The sequence below is a fragment of the Chryseobacterium defluvii genome (assembly GCF_003634775.1).
Taxonomy (GTDB): Bacteria; Bacteroidota; Bacteroidia; order Flavobacteriales; family Weeksellaceae; genus Chryseobacterium; species Chryseobacterium defluvii.
On the sequence record NZ_RBXB01000002.1, the window covers coordinates 157,732 to 182,847 of the forward strand.

General features: G+C 38.1%; 18 protein-coding genes. 7 read left to right on the top strand and 11 right to left on the bottom strand.

Annotation, left to right across the window (positions count from 1 at the left end; genetic code table 11):
• The first annotated feature begins 43 nt into the window (after positions 1-43).
• From BCF58_RS07535 to polA, 5 genes are all read left to right on the top strand, one after another.
• Positions 44-2,230: a type VI secretion system Vgr family protein gene (locus BCF58_RS07535; protein ID WP_121461206.1), complete on the top strand. Its 2,187-nt coding sequence runs from the start codon at positions 44-46 to the stop codon at positions 2,228-2,230.
• Positions 2,231-2,233: 3 nt separating this feature from the next.
• Positions 2,234-3,034, top strand: a complete 801-nt coding sequence (locus BCF58_RS07540) for a hypothetical protein (RefSeq protein WP_121461207.1) — start codon at positions 2,234-2,236, stop codon at positions 3,032-3,034.
• 4 nt (positions 3,035-3,038) lie between these two features.
• Positions 3,039-4,640: a polymorphic toxin-type HINT domain-containing protein gene (locus BCF58_RS07545; RefSeq protein WP_228434756.1), complete on the top strand. Its 1,602-nt coding sequence runs from the start codon at positions 3,039-3,041 to the stop codon at positions 4,638-4,640.
• Positions 4,641-4,650: 10 nt separating this feature from the next.
• Positions 4,651-5,232 carry a competence protein ComJ gene (comJ, locus tag BCF58_RS07550; RefSeq protein ID WP_121461208.1) on the top strand — a complete coding sequence of 194 codons (582 nt, stop codon included), beginning with the start codon at positions 4,651-4,653 and terminating at the stop codon, positions 5,230-5,232.
• Positions 5,233-5,347: 115 nt separating this feature from the next.
• Positions 5,348-8,176 carry a DNA polymerase I gene (polA, locus tag BCF58_RS07555; protein ID WP_121461209.1) on the top strand — a complete coding sequence of 943 codons (2,829 nt, stop codon included), beginning with the start codon at positions 5,348-5,350 and terminating at the stop codon, positions 8,174-8,176.
• A gap of 155 nt (positions 8,177-8,331) precedes the next feature.
• On the opposite strand, the gene BCF58_RS07560 is transcribed toward polA, so the two are convergent.
• The 11 genes from BCF58_RS07560 to BCF58_RS07615 form a co-directional block, all read right to left on the bottom strand.
• A complete protein-coding gene (locus tag BCF58_RS07560; protein WP_121461210.1) occupies positions 8,332-8,919 on the bottom strand; it encodes a hypothetical protein in 588 nt (195 codons plus the stop codon).
• Between the two features lie 12 nt (positions 8,920-8,931).
• On the bottom strand, positions 8,932-9,489 hold the full coding sequence (locus BCF58_RS07565; RefSeq protein ID WP_121461211.1) for a YdeI/OmpD-associated family protein: 558 nt from the start codon (positions 9,487-9,489) through the stop codon (positions 8,932-8,934).
• Between the two features lie 114 nt (positions 9,490-9,603).
• Positions 9,604-9,930 carry a potassium transporter KefB gene (locus BCF58_RS07570; protein ID WP_121461212.1) on the bottom strand — a complete coding sequence of 109 codons (327 nt, stop codon included), beginning with the start codon at positions 9,928-9,930 and terminating at the stop codon, positions 9,604-9,606.
• 605 nt (positions 9,931-10,535) lie between these two features.
• Positions 10,536-12,251, bottom strand: a complete 1,716-nt coding sequence (locus tag BCF58_RS07575) for a HAMP domain-containing sensor histidine kinase (RefSeq protein WP_121461213.1) — start codon at positions 12,249-12,251, stop codon at positions 10,536-10,538.
• Between the two features lie 5 nt (positions 12,252-12,256).
• The gene (locus tag BCF58_RS07580; protein WP_121461214.1) at positions 12,257-13,366 is read right to left on the bottom strand and encodes a sensor protein KdpD; all 1,110 of its coding nucleotides are present in this window, start codon (positions 13,364-13,366) and stop codon (positions 12,257-12,259) included.
• 110 nt (positions 13,367-13,476) lie between these two features.
• A complete protein-coding gene (locus tag BCF58_RS07585; RefSeq protein WP_185144829.1) occupies positions 13,477-14,562 on the bottom strand; it encodes a porin in 1,086 nt (361 codons plus the stop codon).
• 14 nt (positions 14,563-14,576) lie between these two features.
• A complete protein-coding gene (gene kdpC / locus BCF58_RS07590; RefSeq protein WP_121461215.1) occupies positions 14,577-15,134 on the bottom strand; it encodes a K(+)-transporting ATPase subunit C in 558 nt (185 codons plus the stop codon).
• 10 nt (positions 15,135-15,144) lie between these two features.
• Positions 15,145-17,184, bottom strand: coding sequence for a potassium-transporting ATPase subunit KdpB (gene kdpB, locus BCF58_RS07595; RefSeq protein ID WP_121461216.1), 2,040 nt, complete (start codon positions 17,182-17,184; stop codon positions 15,145-15,147).
• A gap of 180 nt (positions 17,185-17,364) precedes the next feature.
• Entirely contained in the window at positions 17,365-19,059 is a 1,695-nt protein-coding gene (gene kdpA / locus BCF58_RS07600) for a potassium-transporting ATPase subunit KdpA (protein WP_121461217.1), read from the bottom strand.
• Between the two features lie 491 nt (positions 19,060-19,550).
• Positions 19,551-20,876 (bottom strand): sigma-54-dependent transcriptional regulator, encoded by a 1,326-nt coding sequence (locus BCF58_RS07610; RefSeq protein ID WP_121461218.1) that lies wholly within the window; start codon positions 20,874-20,876, stop codon positions 19,551-19,553.
• Positions 20,877-21,051: 175 nt separating this feature from the next.
• A complete protein-coding gene (locus BCF58_RS07615) occupies positions 21,052-21,495 on the bottom strand; it encodes an Lrp/AsnC family transcriptional regulator (protein WP_121461219.1) in 444 nt (147 codons plus the stop codon).
• Between the two features lie 121 nt (positions 21,496-21,616).
• Between BCF58_RS07615 and BCF58_RS07620 the strand changes: the two genes are divergently transcribed.
• Both BCF58_RS07620 and BCF58_RS07625 read left to right on the top strand, forming a co-directional pair.
• On the top strand, positions 21,617-22,069 hold the full coding sequence (locus BCF58_RS07620; RefSeq protein WP_121461220.1) for a carboxymuconolactone decarboxylase family protein: 453 nt from the start codon (positions 21,617-21,619) through the stop codon (positions 22,067-22,069).
• Positions 22,070-22,173: 104 nt separating this feature from the next.
• Entirely contained in the window at positions 22,174-25,053 is a 2,880-nt protein-coding gene (locus tag BCF58_RS07625; RefSeq protein ID WP_449384892.1) for a M16 family metallopeptidase, read from the top strand.
• Positions 25,054-25,116 lie beyond the last annotated feature (63 nt).

Sequence of the window (25,116 nt, forward strand, 5' to 3'; positions counted from 1 at the left end):
TATTACAACCACCAATCACACTATTAATTAAAAAATAGATGCCATGTTTCAAGATGATCAATCGCCAAAAGTCCCTGCTTCAAAAGCTGGAAAACCTTCCATCAGTAAGCAGATGGGGGAAGTGGCAAAAACGCAGGCCATAAATAAAACCACCAAGAAGGTTCAGGAAAAAACAGAAGGTAAAATTCAGAAAGCCGGGCAAAAACTTGCTCAGGCGCAAGCTTATACCGGAGTTGCTCAAAATGCTGGCAATATGTTTATGAATCAAAAAATGCAGTCTACCGCACCTACTTTAGTAGAAAATAGAGTATGGTCTCAACAGCCCACTTCCAAAATACATAATGCGAAAGCCATTCCTGAAAATCAGATTCTGGGAATCAATCGTGTTGTAAAGCTTGAAATAGTGGTTGAAGGACAGGTAATCAAGCATTTCAAACACTTTAAATTGAAACAAAGTGCGATCAGACATCATGAATTCGACCTGATGCTTGCCCATGATACCTTAGGAAATGCTGAAAACCACAATCTGGAAAATGCACAAAACTTTTTGGGAAAACGGATTACAGTAGTTTTCAAATATAAAGATGTGGAAGAAGGGCCTGAAAGAAGTTTTGTAGGAGTAATTACTGAAGTTGGATTCAGCCAGGAAAAAGGAAGCTTAGGTAATATTGTCCTTACAGGTTACAGTCCGACGGTGCTTTTGGATGCCGCTCCTCATATTCAGAGCTTTGGAGGAGCTCAGGAAATAAGCTTAAACAGTATTGCCGATCAGGTTATTAAAGAAGGTTTGGGACAGAATAAATTTGATTTCCGTGTAGACGCCCAATATGGAAATGTTTCCTACAGTTCACAATATGAAGAAACTCATTACAATTACCTGGCACGAATGGCAGAAGCTTACGGGGAACAATTTTATTATGACGGGGAAGTATTACATTTCGGAAAGCTTCCTCCTCAGGAAAAACCGGTGAAGCTAACCTATGGCAGTAATGTGAATGATGTAAAAATCAAAATGAAAGCGCAACATGTGAATCCTAGCTTTTATGGATATAACAGCAGTAAAAATGAAAAACTGACTGCCGGAAGCTCAAAAATAAGCCATACATCAGACATTGCAAAACGCGCTTATGAAATATCAGAAAAAACATTTACAACTCCTTCATTAAGAGTAGCCCCAATAAAAGCAGTGTCTTTCATGGATATTGATGCTTCTCAAAAAGGAACGGCAGGAAGCAAAGCTTCAGATGTTTTTGTGACTTCAGGAACTACTACTGTTCCTTTTCTGTATCCGGGATGTACCGCAGATATTGAAATGCGTAAAACCGGAAGCAATCAAACCTCATATTTTACAAAACTAATGATCATAGAGATGAATCATGAAGTAGATGCAAGAGGCTATTACACCGGAACATTCGATGCTATCGCTTCAGATACGGGATTTATTCCGCGTCCTGAGTTTCAGACTCCAAAAGCAGACGCTCAATTTGCAAAAGTGATCTCCAATATAGACCCTATGAATCAGGGACGTGTACAAGTACAGTTTGACTGGCAAAACGGATCCGCAACAACTGAATTTATCCGTGTCATGACCCCTGATGCAGGAAGCAGTGACAAGGTAAGTAAAAACAGAGGTTTCATGGCCATTCCTGAAGTGGGGGATCAGGTTGTTGTGAATTTTGTACATCAGCATCCTGACAGGCCGTTTGTGATGGGCGGAATGTTCCATGGTGGAATTGGCGCAGGAGGCGGAGCCGGAAACAATGTGAAAAGTTTAAGCAGCAGAAGCGGTAATAAACTGGAACTGGATGATGGAGCCGGTTCGGTTTTTCTTACAGATCAGGGCGGTGCCAATATGAAATTTGACGGAGCAGGAAATGCGATGACGAATGCCAATAATGATAAGACCGTAACGGTGGGAAATAATAACACGGTAAAAGCAGGAAATACCAATATGATCAATGTTGGTGATGCTTCCATTCTTCAGATGGACAAAACCGGGAAAGTTTCACTCACGGCCAATACGGAATTTAAAATTATTGTGGGAGCAAGTACAATAACTATAGACAAAACCGGAAAAATTACCATCAACGGGAAAGAGATCATCATGGACGCTACAGAAAAAATTACCGCATCAGGAGCCAATGAATTCAATATTGGAAGTAAAACTACCAATATTGCAGGTAAAAGTGAAGTCAATGTAGGTGGTAAAAAAGTAAAAATCAATACGTAAGGAATGGAAAAGGATAAAGCCTTTAAATATAATACCGATATTGTAGGGACTACCAAAGTACACAGTATAAAAAGCGACTACAAAATAAATATAAAAAATGAAGTAACCTATAAAGGGATTGAGGACGATGGATTGTATCGCTTCAATATTGTGGAAACATTGTATGAACTGGCTGATTATGAAGATCCTATTATGACTCAGATTGCTGAAATGACCAACAGAATTTGCAGCATCTACAAAGAGATTGAAATAGGAATCAATGCAGAAGGGGTAATCGAGAAAATATACAACAGGGATGAGATCCGCAAAAAGTGGCAGAAAGTAAAAGAATGGCTTACCAATTCGCATCCGCTGGAGTCTTACGAAATTATACGTGCTAAAGAATATGAACTGAGTAATGAAGAAATGGAAATTAAAAACATCCGTTTCATTCATTTTTTGCATCAGTATTTTTTCATTTTTAAACAAAGTGCTGAAAACGGAAATGTAAGGTATATCAAAAAAAATGAGATGGATCGTTTCGGTGGCGGAATAGTGGTTCCTGTCAATATTAATCTTAGAGAACAGGATTTGGAGGACGGAACTATAGAACGGACTTATGAAGGCAAAATGGTACGGGACAATAAAGTTATTGAAAGACTGAGAACCTTTACGAAAGATAAGTATATGCATCCTGAATATAAAATGACAGGGAAGTATATGTATGATAATATCACATTATTAGAGTCTGATTTTACCATTACCGAAGAGTTGGGAGAGTTTTACTATAACCATTCCTATCTTCGATTAACGCTGGAAGAATAAAATTATGGCAGAAGAACAGTATCTTACCGAAAAACACTATCTCGTATGTGATAAAGGGATGGCTCCCAAACAGATGAAAGTAACGAGCCAGAACTTTACCTATATGAGTGGTCATTTAGCTGCAACTGAAAAAGATACCCTGAAAAATAATAATTTTCTTTGTCTTGGAAGTGTTGCCTTTATAGCCGGAGCTGTTGCCGGAGTTTGCTGCTGTATTCCCGGTCCGGGATGGCTTGTTGCTGCCATTATCGCGGCGGCAATTGCCGCCGCGATCGCCATCGGCTATTTCAAATGTAAAGCGGCCGCAACCCAAAGAGTCTGGACGAAACAATCTCCGGTGGTGGAAATTCAGGGCAAAAAAGCATTGACTTTGTCATCTATAATGATCTGTCCTGCAGAAGGCGGAACCATTACCCCTAAAGAAACTGTTTGGGAAGCATGGGGAAGTGCTGCATTAACCAATCTGGGACATGTTGCCAATTTCGCGTTTGGTTTTCTGGCAGGAAGAGGTCTAGGCGGGATGACGATGGGTGCAACATCCGCAGCAGGCGGAATGTCTGCTTTGGCAACAAGACAGGGAGCAGCAACTTTTGGGAGAGAATTTGGAAAACAATTCTTAAATACGGCAAGGAAAGAACTTATAGAGCAGTTTACTTTTAAAGGCTTTACCAAAGCTTCCACTTTCTGTAAGATCATGAGAGGGTTAGGAATTGGTGGGGCATACTATGAGCAGTATAATATCTGGAGCAGCGATCAGGATACATTGGATAAATTAAAAGAAAGCAGTGTTTCTTTGATTTTAAGTGTATTTGCCGCCAAAGGAGCCAGTCTCGTATGTTTCCCGGCAGGAACAAAAGTTCATACTTCTGACGGATTAGCCAATATTGAAGATCTGTTTGAAGGAAACCTGGTTCTTACTTTTAATGAGTTAACCAAAGAACAAGAATACAAATCCATTCTGAAAAGACATGAAAGATTCACTCTACAAATGCTTTCTATTGAATTACCTACAGGTGAATTTGTAAGAGTAACCCCGGAACACCGTTTCTATTGCAATAATGAATGGATTGAAGCCAGAGAACTCCAACCAGGAGATTTACTACATTTAAGAGGAGGTCATTACACTACGGTAATCAGCATAGAAACCTTGCCACATTATGAAAAAGTTTATAATTTTGATATCGAAGGCAATGAAAACTATTATGTAACTGAGGATGGTATTTTAGTACATAATGGATATACCAATAAAGCTCAGGTTAGAGATGTTACTGGCCAGCCGCATACAGTAGAAGTAACTATAAGCAAATCAGATTATCCTGAAACGGCACAACATATTGCCGACGCTATTGCTTCTGGAAAACTAAGCGTAGTAACCATTGCCAGAGACGGGTCAAAAACAAACAGAGCCAATTCCCTGAGAGGAATAAAAACCAAACCAAGTTTAGATAGGGATGAATGGCCAATGGCAATGTTTAAAGAAGGCGGAACCGGTGCAAGTGTAAGACATATTAACCCATCGGATAACAGAGGAGCGGGAAGTGCAATAGGTAATGCTCTCAGCGATTATCCAAATGGTACCGTTGTTAAAGTTATTATAATAGATTAAAAATAAAGATATGATTAAAGAAAACATTTTAGTATCTCATAACCAGATTATAATTCGTTCTGTACCTTTTGATCTGGAAAAGCAAACCTGGAGCGAAAAAGATGTTGAAGACGGAATTATCTGGTATAAAGATTATATTGTTTTAGATCCTTTGGTAGATGATTCCTTTGGCTGTTGGTTTCTTATAGATAAAAAAGAAAAAGTAGAAGTAAGCCCGGATTCTATAAGAGCAGCAATACTCCCATTTGAAATTAAAAATTTAGATGATTTTAGTATCAATACCGTTTCAGAATCAGTGAAATTATATAAAGATACCTCCGTAAACGTAAGTGAAGAAAAGGAAAAGGGAAAATATTATCCTTTAAATGTTGATGGATCAATGAATTTTGAAACCGGGACTTACAGTATTTTATTTGAAGTTTGCTTAGGGATTCCTGATGAAAATGTTCATGAAGAAGAAGTCTATTATAAATTCACATTTATTAAAGATGATAATCCTGTTTTCAAGGTTCTTAAAGAAGATGAGTACGGTTGGAACAATAATACTTACCTGGATGAAACAAACAGGAAACTGGAAAATGTTTCAGTTTAGAAAAATACCAATAAGGCTGCTATATAAGTGGTCTTTTTTATGATCATTAAATTCCCTTCGCCAAAAGTAGAATAAAAATTTCCTATTTTCTTATATTTGTTCATTATCAGAAAATATGGACGCAACACAAGATAAAAGGCTGTTTCTCATCGATGCTTATGCGATGATTTTCAGAGGATATTACGCATTGATCAGAAATCCGAGATTAACCAGTAAAGGATTGGACACTTCAGCGATTTTTGGTTTTACCAATTCCTTGATCGAACTGATCAGAAGAGAAAAGCCAACTCATTTGGCAGTGGTTTTTGATGTGGGACAGGCTAGCGTAAGAACTGAGGATTTTTCAGACTATAAAGCCAACAGAAGTGAAACTCCCGAAGCTATTAAGATTGCAATTCCATATATCCACAGAATTCTGGAAGCCATGCACATCCCTATTTTAGGAGTGGAAGGATATGAAGCGGATGATGTGATCGGTACGATTGCCTGCAAAGCAGAAAAAGAAGGCTACACCACGTATATGGTGACGCCGGATAAAGATTTTGCCCAGTTGGTTACAGATAAAATCAAGATCTATAAACCGGGTCTAAAAGGAGGTGATATAGAAATCTTAGGTGTAGAAGAAGTAAAGGCCAAATACGAAATAGAAGATCCTAAGCAGGTGATCGATTTTCTTGCCATGATGGGAGATGCAGTAGATAACATCCCCGGATTGGAAGGAGTGGGAGAGAAAACGGCTATGAAGTTTCTTAAAGAGTTTGGCAGCATAGAAAACCTTTTGGCTAATACCCATGAATTAAAAGGAAAACTTAAAGAAAAAGTGGAAGCTTCTGCGGAACGCGGGATCTTATCAAAAAAGCTGGCTACTATTATATGTGACGCTCCTGTAGAATTCCATCAGGAGCAGTATGACCTTGAAACTCCTGATTTTGAAAAAGTAAAAGAAGTTTTTGAGGAAATTGAATTCAGAAGGCTATATGAAAACCTTTACCGTGCCTTTGCCCCTACTGAAACAGTAGTTGTAAGCCAGGTTGAGGTAACCCAGACTTCTGCCGGAACCCAAGTGAAAGGCCAGGTAACGCAGCTTGATCTGTTTGCCAATTTTGAAGAGCTGGATCAGGCTACTTCCACAAAATCTACCATTACGGAAAATGATCACCTTTACCAGTTTGTCAATAACCCGAAAGCACAAAAGATTTTAGTTGACAACCTACTAAAACAGAGAGAAGTTTGCTTCGATACCGAAACCACCTCATTGAACGAATTGGAAGCTGAGCTGGTGGGAATGAGCTTTTCCTACAAAAAAGGACTGGCTTATTATATTCCTTTATCTGAAGACCAGGGAGAAGTTTTGCAAACCCTGGAAATTTTCAGGCCTTTCTTTGAAAAAGAAGATATCCTGAAGATTGCTCATAACCTTAAATTCGATTATAAAATTCTTAAGAAATACGGAATAACGGTAAAAGGTGCGATGTTCGATACCATGATCGCCCATTACCTTCTGAATCCGGACGGAAGACACGGGATGGATTACCTTTCAGAAATGTATCTGAATTATAAACCTGTCTCCATAGAAACCATTATTGGAAAGAAAGGAAAAAATCAGGGCAATTTCAGGGATGCGGATCTGAGAACCCAAACCGACTACGCAGCGGAAGATGCAGATGTAACGTTCCAGTTATATGAGTTGTTTGCCCCACAACTGAAAAAAGAAGGATTGGAAGACCTGTTCTTTACAATAGAAATGCCGTTGATGGAAGTTTTGGCTAAAATGGAGCTGGCCGGAATCTCTCTGGACGAAAAATGGCTGGCCCAGGAAAGTTTAGACCTGGAAAGTGATTTAAGACAGTTAGAGTCCAAAATATTTGAACTTTCAGGAGAAGAATTCAATATGAACTCCCCAAGACAGCTTGGAGAAGTGTTATTTGAAAAGCTACAGCTTGATCCGAAAGCCAAAAAAACAAAAACCGGGCAATATGCCACTTCAGAAGATGTATTGCAGAAGTTGGCTTCCAAACATGAAATCATCCAGCATATCCTTGAATACAGAACCTATCAGAAACTGAAATCAACCTATGTGGATGCACTGCCATCACAGATTGATAAAAATGACAACCGTGTCCATACCAATTTCTCTCAAACAACGGCAGCAACCGGACGTTTGGCAAGTGTGAACCCGAATTTACAGAATATTCCGATCAGAACGCTGAGAGGACAGCAAATCCGTGGAGCTTTCGTTTCAGGAGAAGGAAAGAAGATCATATCTGCCGATTATTCACAGATCGAGCTTCGTTTAATCGCCGAAATTTCCGGTGAAGAAAATATGATCAGAGCATTCCAGAATGGAGAAGATATTCATGCCTCTACGGCTGCGAAGCTCTTTAAAATTCCGTTGGATGAGGTGTCTAAAACCCAGAGAAGCCAGGCGAAAACCGTAAACTTCGGAATTATTTATGGTCAGGGTGCTTTCGGATTGGCAGAGCAGACCGGACTTTCCAGAACGGAAGCCAAACAAATGATCGATGCGTATTTTGCCACTTACCCAAAATTAAAGGAATACATGGCGGAACAGGTAAATAAAGCCCGTCAATTAGGCTATGTGGAAACCCTTTTAGGTAGGAAACGTCACTTAAAAGATATTAACTCAGGGAACTTTGTAGTAAAAGGACATGCGGAAAGAAACGCCATTAATGCCCCGATCCAGGGAAGCGCTGCAGATATTATCAAAATTGCAATGATTAAAATCGATCATGAATTACAATCTCAAAGCCTGGAAACCAAAATGCTTCTCCAGGTGCATGACGAATTGTTGTTCGAGTCTCCTATAGATGAAGTGGAAGCCGCTTCCCAATTAATCAAAGCAGAAATGGAAAGTGCTGTTGAAACACAGGTTCCGTTGTTGGTTGAAGTGGGAGTGGGGAATAACTGGCTGGAAGCGCATTAGAATTTATATCCATAATTATATCAAAGATTCAGCGACGCCGAAGGCGTCGCTGAATCTTTGATAGAGAAATTATAAGTAAGATCTACAAATATTGGTTTTTCTTTTCATCAAGCATTCTATTTATACTTTGTTTCATTTCATTTAAAAATGCTTTTTCAAACCTTATCCACAATCTTCTTCGGCAAAATTTTCATCAGCTGAGGTTTCTGGTTTTTTTCCAGAATGATAAGTTTCCAATTCTTGTTATCTCCTGAAATGGCGCAGGCTTTCATTTTGGTATTGATGATATAATAGTCTCCTTTTTGAACATGCTGTACATTTTCATCCCCAAACTGTTTGGTAATAGACTGCCTGATTTGTTTTTTCATCTCTTCGGCTACCGGAAGCTGGGCCCAGTCAATTTTCAGGTTCATTTTGAATGAATAATCCGTTACTGCAAAGTATTCATTGCCAATTTTTTCCGGTTTTTCGACACTATGGATAATAAATCTCTGAACATTGGTTTTAAGATAAGGATTATCGTAAGTGAAGTTGAGCATTTGTAACATCTTATCCTTTGGAGTAATCGTAAAATACTTAGGATGAATAAGCTCAACGGTATTGTTAATATTTTTTGTTTGTAGGCTTTTCGCAAATAAAGTCAATGTTTTTTTAATCTCTGCAAGCGAGGTGTTATCTTTTGCCTGGCCATAAGAAATTATGGAAAATAAAGAAAATAAGATGATAATTACTTTTGTTTTCATAGAGTTGTTTTTTCACTGTATACGTTTTTGCAATTCGCTTTCACGAATCACTTTTTCAAGTCTTGACAGTCTGGTTTTTTCCTGTTTGGCACTCATGATCCAATGAATCATGACTTTTTTATAAGAAGGAGCCTGACTGATAAAGAATTCCCAGGCTTTTTTATTGGCTTTAAATTGCTTTTCATAGGTAAGGTCTAATTCAACAGCCTCTTTTTCATGGGAATAGACCCCCGACTTTTCTTCCTTCCTCAATTCAAAAGCCCTTTGTCCTGCAGAGGTCATTAAACCCGCCTTTGTGAGTTCTTCCATTTTTTTGATATTGATGGCACTCCAGATACTTGTCGGTTTTCGAGGGGTAAAACGGATAGAATAGCTTTCTTTATCAATGGACTTTCTTATTCCGTCGATCCAGCCGAAACAAAGTGCCTGATCTACAGATTCAGGCCATGTCATTGAAGGCTTTTTGCTGCCGACTTTATAGAAGCCTACCAAGAGTTCTTTTTCCGTAGCATGGTGTTTTTCCAGCCACGCCCTGAATTGTTCCTGTGTTGCAAAAAAAGTAGCAGACATTCTATATAAGATTTTGTTTATACTATAATGGGTCAGTGTAAATACGGATCCGTTACAAAAGCTTCGGGCTGAAATGAAATTTCAGCCCGAAGTCACAATATAATAGAGTTTAGCTTAGTCCCAAAGGGTACCGTCCAGTCCCAATATAATTCCCATCCAAAGGGCAATGATAAAGGCAAAAAAACTTAGAACGGTTATCCCCATTTTCTTCCATGGAGTTTGGATATTCAAAAATTGCGGAGAAAATAAAAGAAAGCCTCCAAATGCTCCCGCAAGAGGGGTAATGATTAAAGGCCTGATCATCCAGAATTTTCCCCATTCAGGTTTGGGATGATCTACAGTAAATACAAAAAATGAAATAATCAGCAATCCTATTATTGCTCCTGATATTACTTTCTTTATTAAAGATCCTGTGTTGATAGAGTGTGTAGACTGTGTCATAATGCTGTGTTTTTAAAAATCAATAATTCGTTTCTAAAAGAACTTTGAATTGCAAAGTAAAAATAAATTTTGAAACTATGCAAGAGATTTTTCAAAATTAGTTTTAATAAACCCTTCTGCTATTTTTTAAAGTATTCTCTAAAATGGAGAATTGCTCAGAAGTAAGATTTTTCAAAAATATTTTGCGTTGTCCACCAATAAGATAATGTGGATAATAAATTAGCTCAATATTATTTTTGCTGATTTTAAACTCTCTCAATAGAGCAGGTCTTTTAGTATTTGCCTTATTAGAATGGGAAAATGTTAAATTAATTACCTTGGATGGAAGGATGTGAAAATTTTTTGAAAATAGAAAGATTGAATTTTGGTTGATAAGTATATCAAAACTGCACCATTGGATACTTTTTCGCAAAAATCCTTTTGCTGTAATGATGGTACCATTAATATTCTTTAGCTCTTTCGAATCAGATTGCTTATAATTTGAAAGAATGTTCTTTTTTTTGAATTAAAAAATACATACTGGAAATAATGATCCATAAAATAGCAATTAAAATAAATGGAAAAGGAAACTGAAATAAATTCTCAAACATTGTATTAAATAATTTTTATATCAACGGCAATTTAAAATAAAATGTGCTTCCCTGGTTCAAAGAACTATGCACCCCAATTTCACCGTGTTGCTTTTCAATGAAATTCTTAGAAATAGCCAATCCCAAGCCAGTCCCATTCTGCTGTTCCCCCGGAACCTGAAAATAGCGGTCGAAGATTTGGCGGTGGTACTTTTCATCAATTCCGTTTCCGGTATCTGTTACACTGAAAGCAATCATGGAATCCGATTTTTCTACGGTAACCTTTATGGTTTCATCCTGAAAAGAATGTTTAATGGCATTACTCAGGAAGTTATTCATCACCCACACTGTTTTATCAAAATCTGCCGAAACAGAATCCTGGTCATCCAGAAAATATTTCGGACTGATGGAAATATGTTTTTGCTCTGCCAGTTTTTCAATATTTTTAATGGAAGCCTGAACGATTTCTTTGGGTGAGCATTTTTCAATATTCAGACGGATATTGCCGCTTTCAACCTGGGATAAATTCAGTAATTCTCCGGTGATATCCAGCAATCTTTGTCCGTCTTCATTAATGCTTTTCAGAAGCTCCTGCTGCTGTTCATTCAGTTCCCCGAATTTCTGGTTGTTCAACAGCTGAACTCCCATTTTTATGGCGGAAATAGGTGTTTTCAGTTCATGGGAAATCGTGGCAATAAAATTGGTTTTGGCAAAATCCAGTTCTTTAAAAGGAGTAATGTTTCTTAAAAGAATCACCCTTCCGATATATTTTTTCTCCTTTTCGCCTGTCTTCACGATATTGATCGGGATAATGTCCTGTTCAAAATAATTCTCCTTATTATCAGTAATAATCTTGATCGGTTCTTTGGCCGGATAATCAATATTTTTCAGAAGCTCTCTGATAAGGTCATTATTGATAGCAACTTCATGAGCTGTTTTGCCGATGATTTCCTCTTTACGGAGGTTAGTAATCTTTAAAGCTTCATCATTGATCATGTAGATAAAATGATTCTCATCCAGTCCGATCACGGCATCATGCATATTATTCACCAGGGTTTCGATCCGCTTTTTATCCATCAGCTGTTTCGAAAGCGTACTGCTTTCATACTCCTGAAGTTTTTCCGCCATCACATTGAAGGAATTCGCAAGATCATTGAATTCTTCACTCCCTTTAAAATGTACCCTTTCGTTATAATTTTTATTGGCAATCTGTTTGATACTGAAGGTAAGCTGATTGATAGGCTCTGCAATTGTTTGAGGTAAGTTGAAAAGAAGGATGAAAGCAATTAAAAAGCATACAGTACCCAAACTTACAATCCAAAAAGTGGCATTTTCGGCCGTAATGATGGCAATATCACTCTTTCTTTCAATACCTTTCATGTTCAGAGACATAATCTTCATGAGATCTTCACGGATCAGCTTTTCTTTTTCAAAGACGGGTTGCTTTAGGTAATCATCAAAATGAAGACTCAGATTCTGGGTAGCTTCCTTCTCTCCGAATTCCGTCAGGTTTTTTTCCTGTAAAGCATTGTATTTCTGGAAATCTTTAACCGCTACGGCGCTGTCTACATTTATTTTATCCAATGCCAATAACATATTTTTAGAAAACTCAATGCTATTGTAATTGGCGGTAAGGATTTTTTCCGTGTCGGATTTAAGTTTATTGATGTACACCGATGCGATCACTGAAAGCAGAACAATCAGTAAAAATAAAAGACCGACACCTAATGTGAGTTTTGTTTTAAGTTTCATCGCTGTTAAGATAAAATAATAATATCAATCTGCTTTTCATTCAGCCTGTTCATCAGAGTATAGATCCAGCTGTACCCGGAAATTCTTTGCCAGAATTTCGCATGAGGTTTTCCTATACAAACCGTAGTGATATTGTGCTGAAGTACATAATCCAGGATCCCTTTCTGAACACTGTCTTCTTTTACCCGGATTACTTTAGCTCCTAATTCCTGTGCTAAGTTAAAGTTATTAATCAAAAACCGCTGCTTGTTAAGCGCTATTTTTTCGAAACTCTCCGACGGTTTCTGCACATACAGAACAGTCCACGGACTGTTATAATAACTGGCTAAACGGGCTGTTTTACGGATGATATTTTTAGAAATGACTTCATTGCTGCTAATGCAGGCAAGAAACTTTATGGGCTTAAAATTCTCTGTTTTGATCTCGGTTTCTACTTTTCTTTCAACATGCGTCGCCACTTCTTTTAAAGCCAGTTCCCGAAGCTGTAAGATATGCCAGCTTTGGAAAAAATTAGTTAAAGCCGTCTGGATTTTCTCTTTTTTATAGATTTTTCCTTCTTTTAAACGGGTTAAAAGCTCATCCGCAGTCAGATCTATATTCACCACTTCATCAGCAAGAGCGAGGATTTTATCAGGAACACGTTCAGAAACTTCAATTCCCGTGATGGTTTTCACTTCCTCATTCAGGCTTTCAATATGCTGGATATTCATAGCGCTGATCACATTGATGCCGCTATTGAGAATTTCAAGAACGTCCTGCCATCTTTTTTTATTTTTGGAACCCTCCACATTCGTATGGGCAAGTTCATCAACCAACACCACTTCCGGATGCTCATTGATAATGGATTGAACATCCATTTCCTCCAGGCTTTTTCCTTTGTAGAAAACAGATTTTCTTGCAATTTCAGGAATCCCGTCAACCAATGCCACAGTCTCCTCTCTTCCGTGGGTTTCTATATAACCGATTTTTACGTCAATACCATTCCGGATCAGAGAATGTGCTTCCTGAAGCATGCGGAACGTTTTTCCGACACCTGCACTCATCCCGATATAAATCTTAAATTTTCCTTTCCGGGATTTTTGAATAAGCTCTAAAAAATCTTTGGCTGAAGACATTGGCTTTATCTTTTTTAATTGTATTTTCTGAAACATCATGTTGCTTTAAGCTTGAAGTTAATCAACCGACTGTTTTATTTCCAGCTTCCGACGTCCCTCTTCCATCTTAACTAAAACCAAGCGGCAAGGCTCGTTGTAATGAAGAAATTACCTTTTTGATACTCATTATTCTTTACAAAAATGGCATCCCTGGAAGTAAACCCTCTTGCTTCCGTACGGAAAACCACGTTTTTCAGAATAGCATAATCCACATTCAAAGAATATCCGAAAGTCCGGAAACCATTCGGTGTTTCTGTACTGATGATGACTCCGTTTTTATCGTTATAATATTCAGCTCTTCCGGCTAAAGCCCATTTCTCATTCAATTGATATTTCATTAAAATATTCGGGCTATACCAAATATTATAGCTGTCACTTCCTTTGGATTTCTGCTCTGCTCCGATGTCAAAACCAAACAATGCAGAAAACTGCTCTGTCAATTGGAAATTTCCATACAGATCATGGAAATATCGCATTCTTTTTTCGTCTTTAGGTTTATCGTTCCCGATAAATGAGCTGCTGTTCAATGTGATTTTATCATTCGGTTTATAAGTTACCTGGTGCCCGAAAGATATACTTTGGTTACCTTCGGCTTTGGCAATTCTTTGCCATCCGTTTAAAACCAGTCCGCTTACAAACCATTTCCCGTTATCGGAAGTATAAGAAATTTTAGCTCCCGTTTCAAAATAAGGCGAATTTTCAGCGGCAAAGCTCCTTGTAAGATTCACATTATCTTTTCCTATCGCACTTTCCCAGCCAATATGGGATGGCAAAATTCCTGCATCGAGCCACAGGTTTTTGCTTTTTGAGATTTTCACTCCTACATTGGCTTCGTTGACATACCGCAGCGCATCCTGTTCAGCCGCCAAATTGTCCTGTGCATACGTTCCTGCCATTAAGGCGAAATTAGCCCGTAATTGTTCACTTTGATAAGCTGCTTTTACAAATCCTAAATTCAGATTCACTTCATTATGCCTGTTATAGGAATAAAGAAAATTCTGACGGATGTGATTGGCCGGTTCATTGAAATCATAAGTGTAAAACAGTTCCGCATAGGCAGAAAATGTGACCTGATGATGAGCCTTCAATGAATCCGAAGTCTGTGCTTTTGATAAAAATGTTCCTAATAATAGGGTACTAATGATATATTTTTTCATGCCGAATACAAAAATTATTTTAATTGATCCAATGCGATGTTAAGCTGTAAAACATTCACTTTTGAAGGACCGAAAAGGGTTAAAAATGGAGCTTCCATATGGCTTTTAACTAAATCTTCAATGCTTTTTTCTGAGATATTTCTCTCTTTTGCAATTCTTTTTACCTGATATAAAGCTCCTTCTTCCGAAAGATCGGGATCTAAACCGCTTCCGCTTGCTGTAACCAGTTCAACGGGTATTTTTACACTCTCCATACCCGGGTTTTGCATTCTCAACGTATCAATACGTTTCTGTACCGTTTGCAGGTATTCTTCATTGCTCGGTCCCTTATTGCTTCCCGCACTTCCTGCGGCATTATAATCCACTGCGGAAGGACGCCCATGAAAATATTTTAGAGACTTGAATTCCTGCCCGATATTGGTATAGAATTTCTGCCCTTTATAATGAATGGTTTCTGCATTTCCCTGAGTAGGCAATACTTTTGAACCTGCATACACGATAGCTAAATAAATACCTGTAATAACCAGCATCACCATAGTCAGTCTGAATGCTGATACAATATAATTTTTCATTTTCTTAAATTTAAAAGAATAAACTGATAAACAGATCAATAATTTTTATTCCGATGAATGGCGCGATAATCCCTCCCAAACCATAGATCAAAAGGTTTCTTCTCAACAAAGCACTTGCACCGATGGGCTTATAGGTAACTCCTTTCAATGCTAATGGGATAAGAATAGGGATAATCACTGCATTGAAAATAATCGCGGATAATATCGCTGTTTCCGGGCTGTGAAGATCCATGATATTCAACTTCTGAAGCGCCGGAATAAACGTGATGAACAATGCCGGAATGATCGCAAAATATTTGGCAACATCATTCGCAATACTGAATGTGGTTAAAGTTCCTCTTGTCATCAACAGCTGTTTCCCGATTTCAACAATTTCAATCAGCTTGGTAGGATCGTTATCTAAATCCACCATATTTCCTGCTTCTTTGGCAGCCTGCGTCCCACTGTTCATGGCAACACCTACATCGGCTTGAGCAAGAGCGGGGGCATCATTGGTTCCGTCTCCCATCATAGCCACCAGTTTCCCTTCCTGCTGCTCTTTTTTGATGTAGTTCATCTTATCTTCAGGCTTGGCTTCTGCAATGAAATCATCAACACCGGCTTTTTCTGCTATGAATTTTGCCGTTAAAGGATTGTCTCCCGTTACCATCACCGTTTTCACTCCCATCTTTCTTAGTCGCTGGAAACGCTCCTGAATTCCTGTTTTGATAATATCCTGAAGTTCAATAACCCCCCATACTTTTTCATTCACGGAAACCACCAGTGGTGTTCCTCCGTTTTCAGAAATTTTAGTTACGGCATCCTGAGTTTCCTGAGGGAAAATATTGTCTGCTTTTTCAGTCAGTTTTTTAATCGTATCATAAGCTCCTTTTCGGATCCTCGTATTTTCAAAATCAATCCCGGAAGTTCTGGTTTCGGCTGTAAAATCAATATAAGTAGGGTTGGAAACGATCAAATCTTCCGTCTTTAACTGGCTTAATTCTATAATTGATTTCCCTTCCGGTGTTTCATCGGCAACAGAGCTTAAGGCAGAGGCCTTAATGAATTCATCTATTTGGATATTATTAGCAGGGTGGAATTGAGTGGCTTTACGGTTTCCAATGGTAATGGTTCCTGTTTTATCAAGCAGCAGAACATCTATATCTCCTGCTGTTTCCACCGCTTTACCACTTTTTGTGATGACGTTGGCTCTTAAAGCCCTGTCCATTCCGGCAATCCCGATGGCAGAAAGAAGGCCTCCAATCGTTGTCGGAATCAAGCAAACAAAAAGGGATATAAAAGCCGCAATGGTAATTGGAGTCTGCGCATAATCTGCAAAAGGTTTAAGGGTCACCGTCACGACAATAAATGTGAGAGTGAATCCTGCTAAAAGTATGGTTAATGCAATTTCGTTAGGGGTTTTTTGTCTTGAAGCCCCTTCCACAAGAGCAATCATTTTATCCAGGAAAGACTCACCCGGTTTCGTAGTGACTTTCACTTTGATTCTGTCTGAAAGTACTTTTGTACCTCCGGTTACAGAGCTTTTATCACCTCCGGCTTCACGGATTACCGGTGCACTTTCTCCTGTGATGGCTGATTCGTCAATAGTCGCAAGACCTTCGATGATTTCCCCGTCCATCGGAATCTGATCTCCCGCTTCACAAAAGAAAATATCTCCCAGTTTCATTTCGGCAGACTTTTTCAGAACAGTTTCTACCTGAAAACCCGGTTTATTTTCGATAACCAGCTTTGCAGGAGTTTCTTCACGTGTTTTTCGTAACGTATCTGCCTGGGCTTTTCCTCTTGCTTCTGCGATGGCCTCTGCAAAATTGGCAAAAAGAACCGTGAAAAATAAAATAATAAATACTGAAAAGTTATATGAAAAACTGCCTTGTGTGTGGTCTCCGGTTAAGCTGAATATACTTACGATAAGCATAACAGCCGTCCCGATTTCCACCAGGAACATGACAGGATTTTTAAACATGATTTTCGGATTCAACTTGACGAAAGACTGTTTGATGGCTTCGTTCACCAAATCTTTTTGAAACAATGTCTGTGATTGATTTTTCATTGCTTTGAATGGTTAAATTTTGATTTTTTTGAACCATTAAGATTCATTTAAGTTATTAAGAATATTGAGCTATTCGGAATGTTTAAGAGTAATAAGCTTAAAATATTTTCCCTAATGGTTCCACTTCTAAATTCCTCTTAATGATTTATTAATCTTTAAATATTTTAATTTTTAAATCTTTTAATGACTGAAATATTGAAGCTGTTCTGCAATCGGTCCTAATGTAAGGGCAGGGAAGAAGGATAGTGCTGCGATCAGCAGAATCACGGCTAAAGTCATGAATCCAAAGGTCGCTGTATCCGTTTTCAATGTTCCGGCACTTTCAGGGATGTATTTCTTCTGTGCCAAAAGTCCTGCAATGGCAATGGGTCCGATAATCGGGATAAATCTCGATAAGAGCAGTACAATTCCGGTTGAAATATTCCACCATGGAGTGTTGTCGCCCAGCCCTTCAAAGCCGGAACCGTTGTTCGCGGAAGAAGAAGTAAATTCATACAGCATTTCACTGAACCCGTGAAACCCCGGATTATTTAATGTTTTTGCTCCAAATTCCGGGAAGTATGCTGTTAAAGCTGTCCCCACCAAAATTAAGAACGGGTGGAATAAAGCGACGATCATCGCAATCTTCATTTCCTTGGCTTCGATCTTTTTGCCTAAAAATTCAGGTGTTCTTCCTACCATTAAGCCACTGATGAATACAGCGAGAATGATGAAGATGAAATAATTCAGGATTCCGACGCCGCAGCCTCCATAAAAGCAGTTGATCATCATCGCAAGAAGCTGGTTCATCCCTGAAAGCGGCATCGTACTGTCATGCATTGCGTTCACGGAACCGGTTGAAATAACGGTGGTGGCAATGCTCCAATAAGCCGAAGCAGCACTTCCGAAACGGATTTCTTTCCCTTCCATCGCTCCTAAATTACTGTCTGCACCCATTTGAGTAATCAATGGATTTCCGTTGGTCTCATTAATGATATTGGGGATGGTAAGTGCCAGAAAGCCGATGGTCATCACCGTAAAAATCGTCCACGAAAGCTTTCTTTTATTTAAATAAAATCCTAAAGCAAAAACCAAAGCAAACGGAATAATCATTTGAGTTACCATTTCAGTCATATTGGTCAGGTAATTCGGGTTTTCCAACGGATGTGCCGAATTGGCTCCAAAAAAGCCACCTCCGTTTGTTCCCAGATGTTTAATGGCGATAAAAGCCGCGGCAGGACCTCTGGAAACATCCACTTTCTGGCCTTCCAATGTGGTGATATGGTCTTTCCCTTCAAAAGTCATAGGGCTTCCGTTCGCAGAAAGAATAAATGCCACAACGATACTTACCGGGATAAGTACCCTGATAATTGATTTGGTTAAAAAGTCATAAAAATTGCCTAATTCCGTTGTCGTTTTATCTTTAAATGCCTTGAAAAGTACCGCCATAGCGGCCATTCCTGTTGCTGCTGTTACAAATTGCAGAAACATCAGATATAGCTGGCTTAAATAACTTACACCTGTTTCTCCCGAATAATGCTGAAGATTACAGTTAACCAGGAAAGATATGGCCGTATTAAAAGCAAGATCAGGAGACATATCAGGATTTCCGTCCGGATTGAGAGGAAGCCATGACTGGTTTAATAAAATGAAAAATCCAATGATAAACCATACAAGATTGATGGTTAACATGGCATACATATTCTGTTTCCAGGTCATCTGCCTATGGGCATTGATTCCTGAAATTGCATATATAAATTTTTCTACCGGGGCAAAAACCGGGTCTAAAAACGTTTTTTTATAGCCATACACATTAGCTATATATTTACCTAAAAATATACCGATAACTAATGTGATCACAAACATCGCAATGATGCCTAAAATTTCTGTATTCATGATTGATTAAAATTTTTCAGGGTTCATTAGAACATAACAGATGTACACAAAGGCTAATATTGAAAGGAAAAATAAACTCCACATAGTATTCTATATTTTATCAAAAAATTCTACGGATTTATATAACAGCCAAAACATAACGATACACAGAAGTATCAAAACAGCTAACATCATGACAGTTTTACAATTAGGGTTAACACAATAAGTACAGCATACAATGCCATTAAGAATCTAAAACCGGATATTCCGGTTCGCTGAGGTTTTTTTACAATTGTCATTTTTTAATATTTATCTGTAGGCTATATGCCAAAAGAAGATCCATTTTGGGGGTGTTTGTTGTAAGTATTTTTAAATGAATAAGTTAGTCCTGTTTCTCTTTAGGTGGGAAATTAAGAAAGCCTATCATTTTGATAGGCTCTTTATTAATATGATAAAATGTATTAAAGTTATCTACACAAACTCATAACTTATAACTCATAACTTATAACTGTTTACCTCAATCCGTATTCCTCCAGTTTGCGGTACAGCGTAGCGATTCCTATTTCCAGTAATCTGGCAGCTTCTGCTTTGTTTCCTTTTGTGTATTGCAGAACTTTCTGAATATGATCTTTTTCTAAAGATTTTATACTCAGAGAATCGTTTTCACTGGTGTTTTTATCAGTATAATGTGGAAGACTTTCCGAATCTAGCGTATTGTCATTCATCAGAATCAGGCTTCTTTCAATGGTATTTCTTAATTCACGAATGTTTCCTTTCCAGTCATTCTTTTCCAGTGTTTTATAATATTCCGGATTGACCTGAACGGAAGATAAATGAAGCTTATGGGAGAAAATATCAATAAAGCTTTTGGCCAGGACTTTTAAATCTTCTTTTCGTTCCCGGAGCGGAGGCAGGCTGATTTCGAATACGTTTAACCTGAAATACAGATCTTCCCTGAAATTCCCTTGCTTGATTTCGTCTTCAAGATTTCTGTTGGTAGCGGCAATCAATCTGAAATCTGATCTGGAAACTTTAGTTTCGCCCATTTTAATAAATTCTCTGGTTTCCAGCACACGGAGCAGCTTTGCCTGAAGCTCGATCGGCATTTCCCCGATTTCATCCAGAAATAGAGTTCCGCCATTGGCTTCTTCTATCAATCCCTTTTTATCTTTCGTTGCTCCTGTAAAAGCCCCTTGCTTATGCCCGAAAAGTTCACTCTCCAGAATTTCTTTACTGAAAGCGGAACAGTTGATCGCTACAAAATTATTTTTCTTTCGATCGCTTCCTTCATGAATGGCATTGGCAAAAACTTCTTTTCCGGTCCCGGTTTCTCCGGTTAAAAGTACGGTAGCGTCGGTCAATGCTACCTTCTCTGCCATTTTTTTAGCCTGAAGGATAGCCACAGAGCTTCCTATGATCTGATTAAATCCTTTTTGAGAAGTATTTTTCTGAACAATTTTAGACCTGTTGTCTTTCACTTTTTCCAATGCTTTATAGACCAAAGGGATGATTTTCTCGTTATCATCGCCCTTGACAAGGTAATCATAAGCACCGTTTTTCATCGCCTGAACAGCATCCGTAATATTTCCGAAAGCAGTCATTACAATAATTTCAAGATGAGGATATTTGGTTTTGATGGACTTTACAAGGTCGATTCCAAAGACATCCGGCAGACGGACATCGCTTAATACGACATCAAAATCATACTGTTCAAGCATAGTGATTGCAGAACGGGCAGTGGAAGCTTCTTTTACATTGAAATTTTCCTGAGAAAGGATCATTCCTAAAAGTGTAATGAGTTTAAGCTCATCGTCGATGATCAGAATGTTTCCGGACATGGTGTGAATTTTTGGAAAACTAGTGCAAACTTAAGTAAACTTATATAAACAAAATGAATGTTGAGAAGTTTTATTGAAAAAAAAGATATTACAATTTTATTTTTTTAATTACTGTTTTGGAAAAGATGATCGTATCATTTTCGCTACACTTTTCAACCTTAAGACATTGTGCCAATTAAATCATACGTTTAAAAAAATGGTCAACTTTCACCTCTGAAAGCTGAACGGATGTTGTTGGTATCCCATAAGGAATCAGGCGATCAATCAGGTTTTCCAGGTGTGAGCTGTCGGCCAGGATGCATTCTGCAACCAGGCAGTATTCACCGGTAATACGCTTACAGCTAATAATTTCAGGGAATCTTGATAAATTATTGAGGAATGTTTTAAATTCATCATTCTTGAACTTTAAGCTCATGACAACCTTTAATCCATACCCCAGTTTTGTGAAATCTATATCCACGCTAAATTGTTTGATCACTCCATTTTCGACCAGATTCAATACGCGTTCTTTGGTAGCTGATTGTGATAAAGAAATTTTTCTTCCGATTTCAGCATAGCTCAGCCTTGAATTTTCATTCAGGATCTGGAGGATTTTGTAATCATATTCATCTAAAGCCATTTTCGTTGTAATTGTATGTTAAATAAATTAAATCTGGTAAATTTAATCATTTTTACAGTGAATTCCGCTTTAGTGAAAATTTAATAAAAACGAACTTTGAATGAGTATAAAATCAAAAAAAATGACAAGAATACCATTCTCTGAAAACGGAAATACTGCTTTTGAAAAACTGATTGGCCATAACGTTACCATCCTTCATAACTGGAATCAGCTTGAAGAGACTTTTTGGCAAAGTACCTCTTTAGATAAAGAACTGCTGGAACAGGTCCGCAGAACCATGGCGTTTGAAAATGGCTGCGAATACTGTATGGTTAAAGGCGGAAAGGCTGATTTTGATTCCTCTGAAATGAAAATTTCCATAGCCGCAGCGTTTGCAGAATTGTTTTGTAAAGACCACCATTCTATTATAAGTGGTCATTTTGATTTGTTGAAAGAATATTTTACAGATCAACAGATTTCAGAATTATGCACTTTTATTTCTTTTATCAATGCTTCTCAGAAATTGGGTAAAATTTTTAATCTGACAGAAAATTTTCAGACCCATGCGGTTGTAAAGCTAAAGGATCTTAAGTAATTCACTTTTTCAAATATCATTATAGATACAAGAGTAAATAAAAATACATAGCATCTCTTTCTATTCCTTACATTTGTATGGCATTCAGGATAAAAAGAATGAATATGGATTTATATATGACAGACCGAAAGTATAAAGAAACGCTTCATACCGATACAAACAATTACGAATATACTACAGTAACTCACGACGAAAATAAAGTAAGAATATATACGCTGAAAAACGGATTAAAGGTTTTTCTTGCGCAGAATTTTGATGCTCCAAGAATTCAAACGTTCATCCCGGTGAGAACTGGAAGCAATAATGATCCGGCTGATAATACAGGTTTGGCGCATTATCTTGAACATATGATGTTCAAAGGAACTTCAAAGATCGGAACCCGTGATTGGGAGAAAGAAAAAATTCTGCTGGACCAGATTTCTGAGCTATACGAGCGGCATAAAGCAGAGCCCGATCCTGAAAAAAAGAAAGAGATTTATAAAAAAATTGACGAAATTTCTCAGGAGGCCAGCCAATATGCGATAGCCAATGAATACGACAAGATTATTTCTTCACTGGGAGCAAGCGGAACCAATGCGCACACCTGGTTTGATGAAACAGTGTATAAAAATAATATTCCGAACAACGAATTGGAAAAATGGCTGAAGATCGAGAAAGAAAGATTTTCTGAGATCGTTCTGCGTCTTTTTCATACGGAACTTGAGTCGGTGTATGAAGAATTCAACAGGGCACAGGACAATGATACCCGATTGGTCAACTACGAATTAATGAGCGCTCTTTTTCCAACCCATCCGAACGGGCAACAAACCACGCTTGGGAGACCGGAGCATCTGAAAAACCCTTCCATGAAGGCTATTCATAAATATTTTGATGAATATTATGTTCCTAATAACTATGCCATGGTTTTGGTAGGTGATCTTGATTTTGAAGAAACCATTCAGCTTGTAGACCGGTATTTCGGAGCAATTCCCTATAAAGAACTGCCGAAGAAAACTCCGGTTATTGAAAAGCCAATTACAGGTATTGTAAAAAGAGCGGTGAAAAGCCCGACTACACCAAGAGTTCAACTAGCCTGGCGAACAGATAGCTATGGAACAAGGGAAGCTATGTTGGCGGATATTGTCGTGAATATTTTAAGCAACAGGGGTGAAGCAGGATTATTGGACCTCAATATCAATCAGACTCAAAAAATGCTTTGGGCACAAGCTTTTTCTGTCGGTTTGAAGCAGTATGGATATTTTTCCATTGTAGCTGTTCCCAAGGAAACACAAACATTGGATGAGGCAAAGGATATGGTGTTGGAGCAGATAGAACTGGTGAAGAAAGGGGAATTCCCGGATTGGATGCTTCCTTCTATCATCAATGATTTTAAGCTTCAAAGAATGAAAGGTCTTGAAACAGCAGAAGGTTTGGCCACTAACCTCTATGATACTTACATTAAAAACAGAACATGGGAGCAGGAGCTGAACGAAATGGATGAATATGCATCTTTTACCAAAGAGGATGTGGTAGAGTTTGCCAACGAATTTTTTAAAGATAATTATGTTGTTGTCCATAAAGAAAAAGGAGTTAATGATAAACTGGTAAGGGTTGAAAATCCCGGAATTACGCCTGTTAAGATCAATCGTGAAGCCCAATCTGTTTTTTTACAGCAGATACTTTCTGAAAAAACAGGAGACATTCAGCCGGAATTTCTTGATTATCATAAAGAAATTATAACAGATAAGATCAAAGACAAGAAACTGAGTTTTGTTACTAATAAATACAATGATATTGCCCAGGCTCATTTTATTTTCCCTTTCGGAAGTGATCATGACAGAGATTTGGGTGTTTCCACTCAGGTTCTGCAGTATCTGGGAACCGAAAAGTTTTCACCTGAAGACCTGAAAAAAGAGTTTTTCAAGATCGGGGTAAGCAATGATTTTAAAACGACTCCGGACCAGCTTATGATTTCGTTGAGCGGGCTGGAAGAAAATATTGAAAAAGGAATTGGGCTGCTTCAGCACTGGATGTATGAAGTGAAGCCTGACCAGGAGATTTATAAACAATTTGTAGATACTGTTTTAGAAAACCGTGAAGCGGTGAAAAAGGATAAAAACCGGATCATGACCGCTTTAACGACGTATACAAAACTTGGGGCGTTTTCACGTTTCACAGACATTATTTCCAAAGAAGAACTGCAAAACAGCAGGGTAGAAGTTTTTGCAGACAGAATGAAAAAGCTTTTTAAATTCCCTTATGAAATATTCTTCTACGGAAAAGATTTTGAGAGCTTCAAGGGATATATTGATCAATATATCGAAACAGAAATCTTTACTATTCCGGAGCCTAAAAAATATCCGGAACCGGAAACCGATGGGAATGTATACTTTACAGGATATGATATGGTTCAGATAGAAATGAGCAAAATTGGAAAAGGAAATAACGTGAATACGGCAGATTTTGGTAAAATCAATGTTTTTAACGAATATTTCGGGCGTGGATTATCATCTATCGTGTTCCAGGAAATCCGTGAAAGTAAAAGCTTAGCTTATTCAGCTTATGTTTCTTATGCTGCCAATGCTGAATTGGGACACCCGGATTATGTAACGACTTATATCGGAACTCAGCCGGATAAACTTCAGATCGCAGTAGATACGATGAACGATCTGATGACTAATCTTCCGGAAGTGCCGATTCAATTTGAAAATGCCAAAAATGCAGCCTTAAAACAGATTGCATCTACCAGAATTACAAGAACCAATGTCTTTTTCAATACGTTGAAACTCAAAAAACTGGGAGTTTCCCATGATTTCAGAAAAGATATTTATCACCAGATTCAGGGGATGAAATTTGAAGACATCAAACAGTTTTATCAGACTTCTATACAACCTTTACATTTCAATACCGCTATTATCGGGAAAAAGGAGAACCTGAATATGGATGCCGTCCATCAAATGGGACCCTTTAAGGAAGTAACGCTGGAAGAAATTTTCGGATATTGATAATAAAAGAGGCCTTCAAGGCCTCTTTTATTATTTATAGTTTCGGCGGCGCAAAGCGCCGCC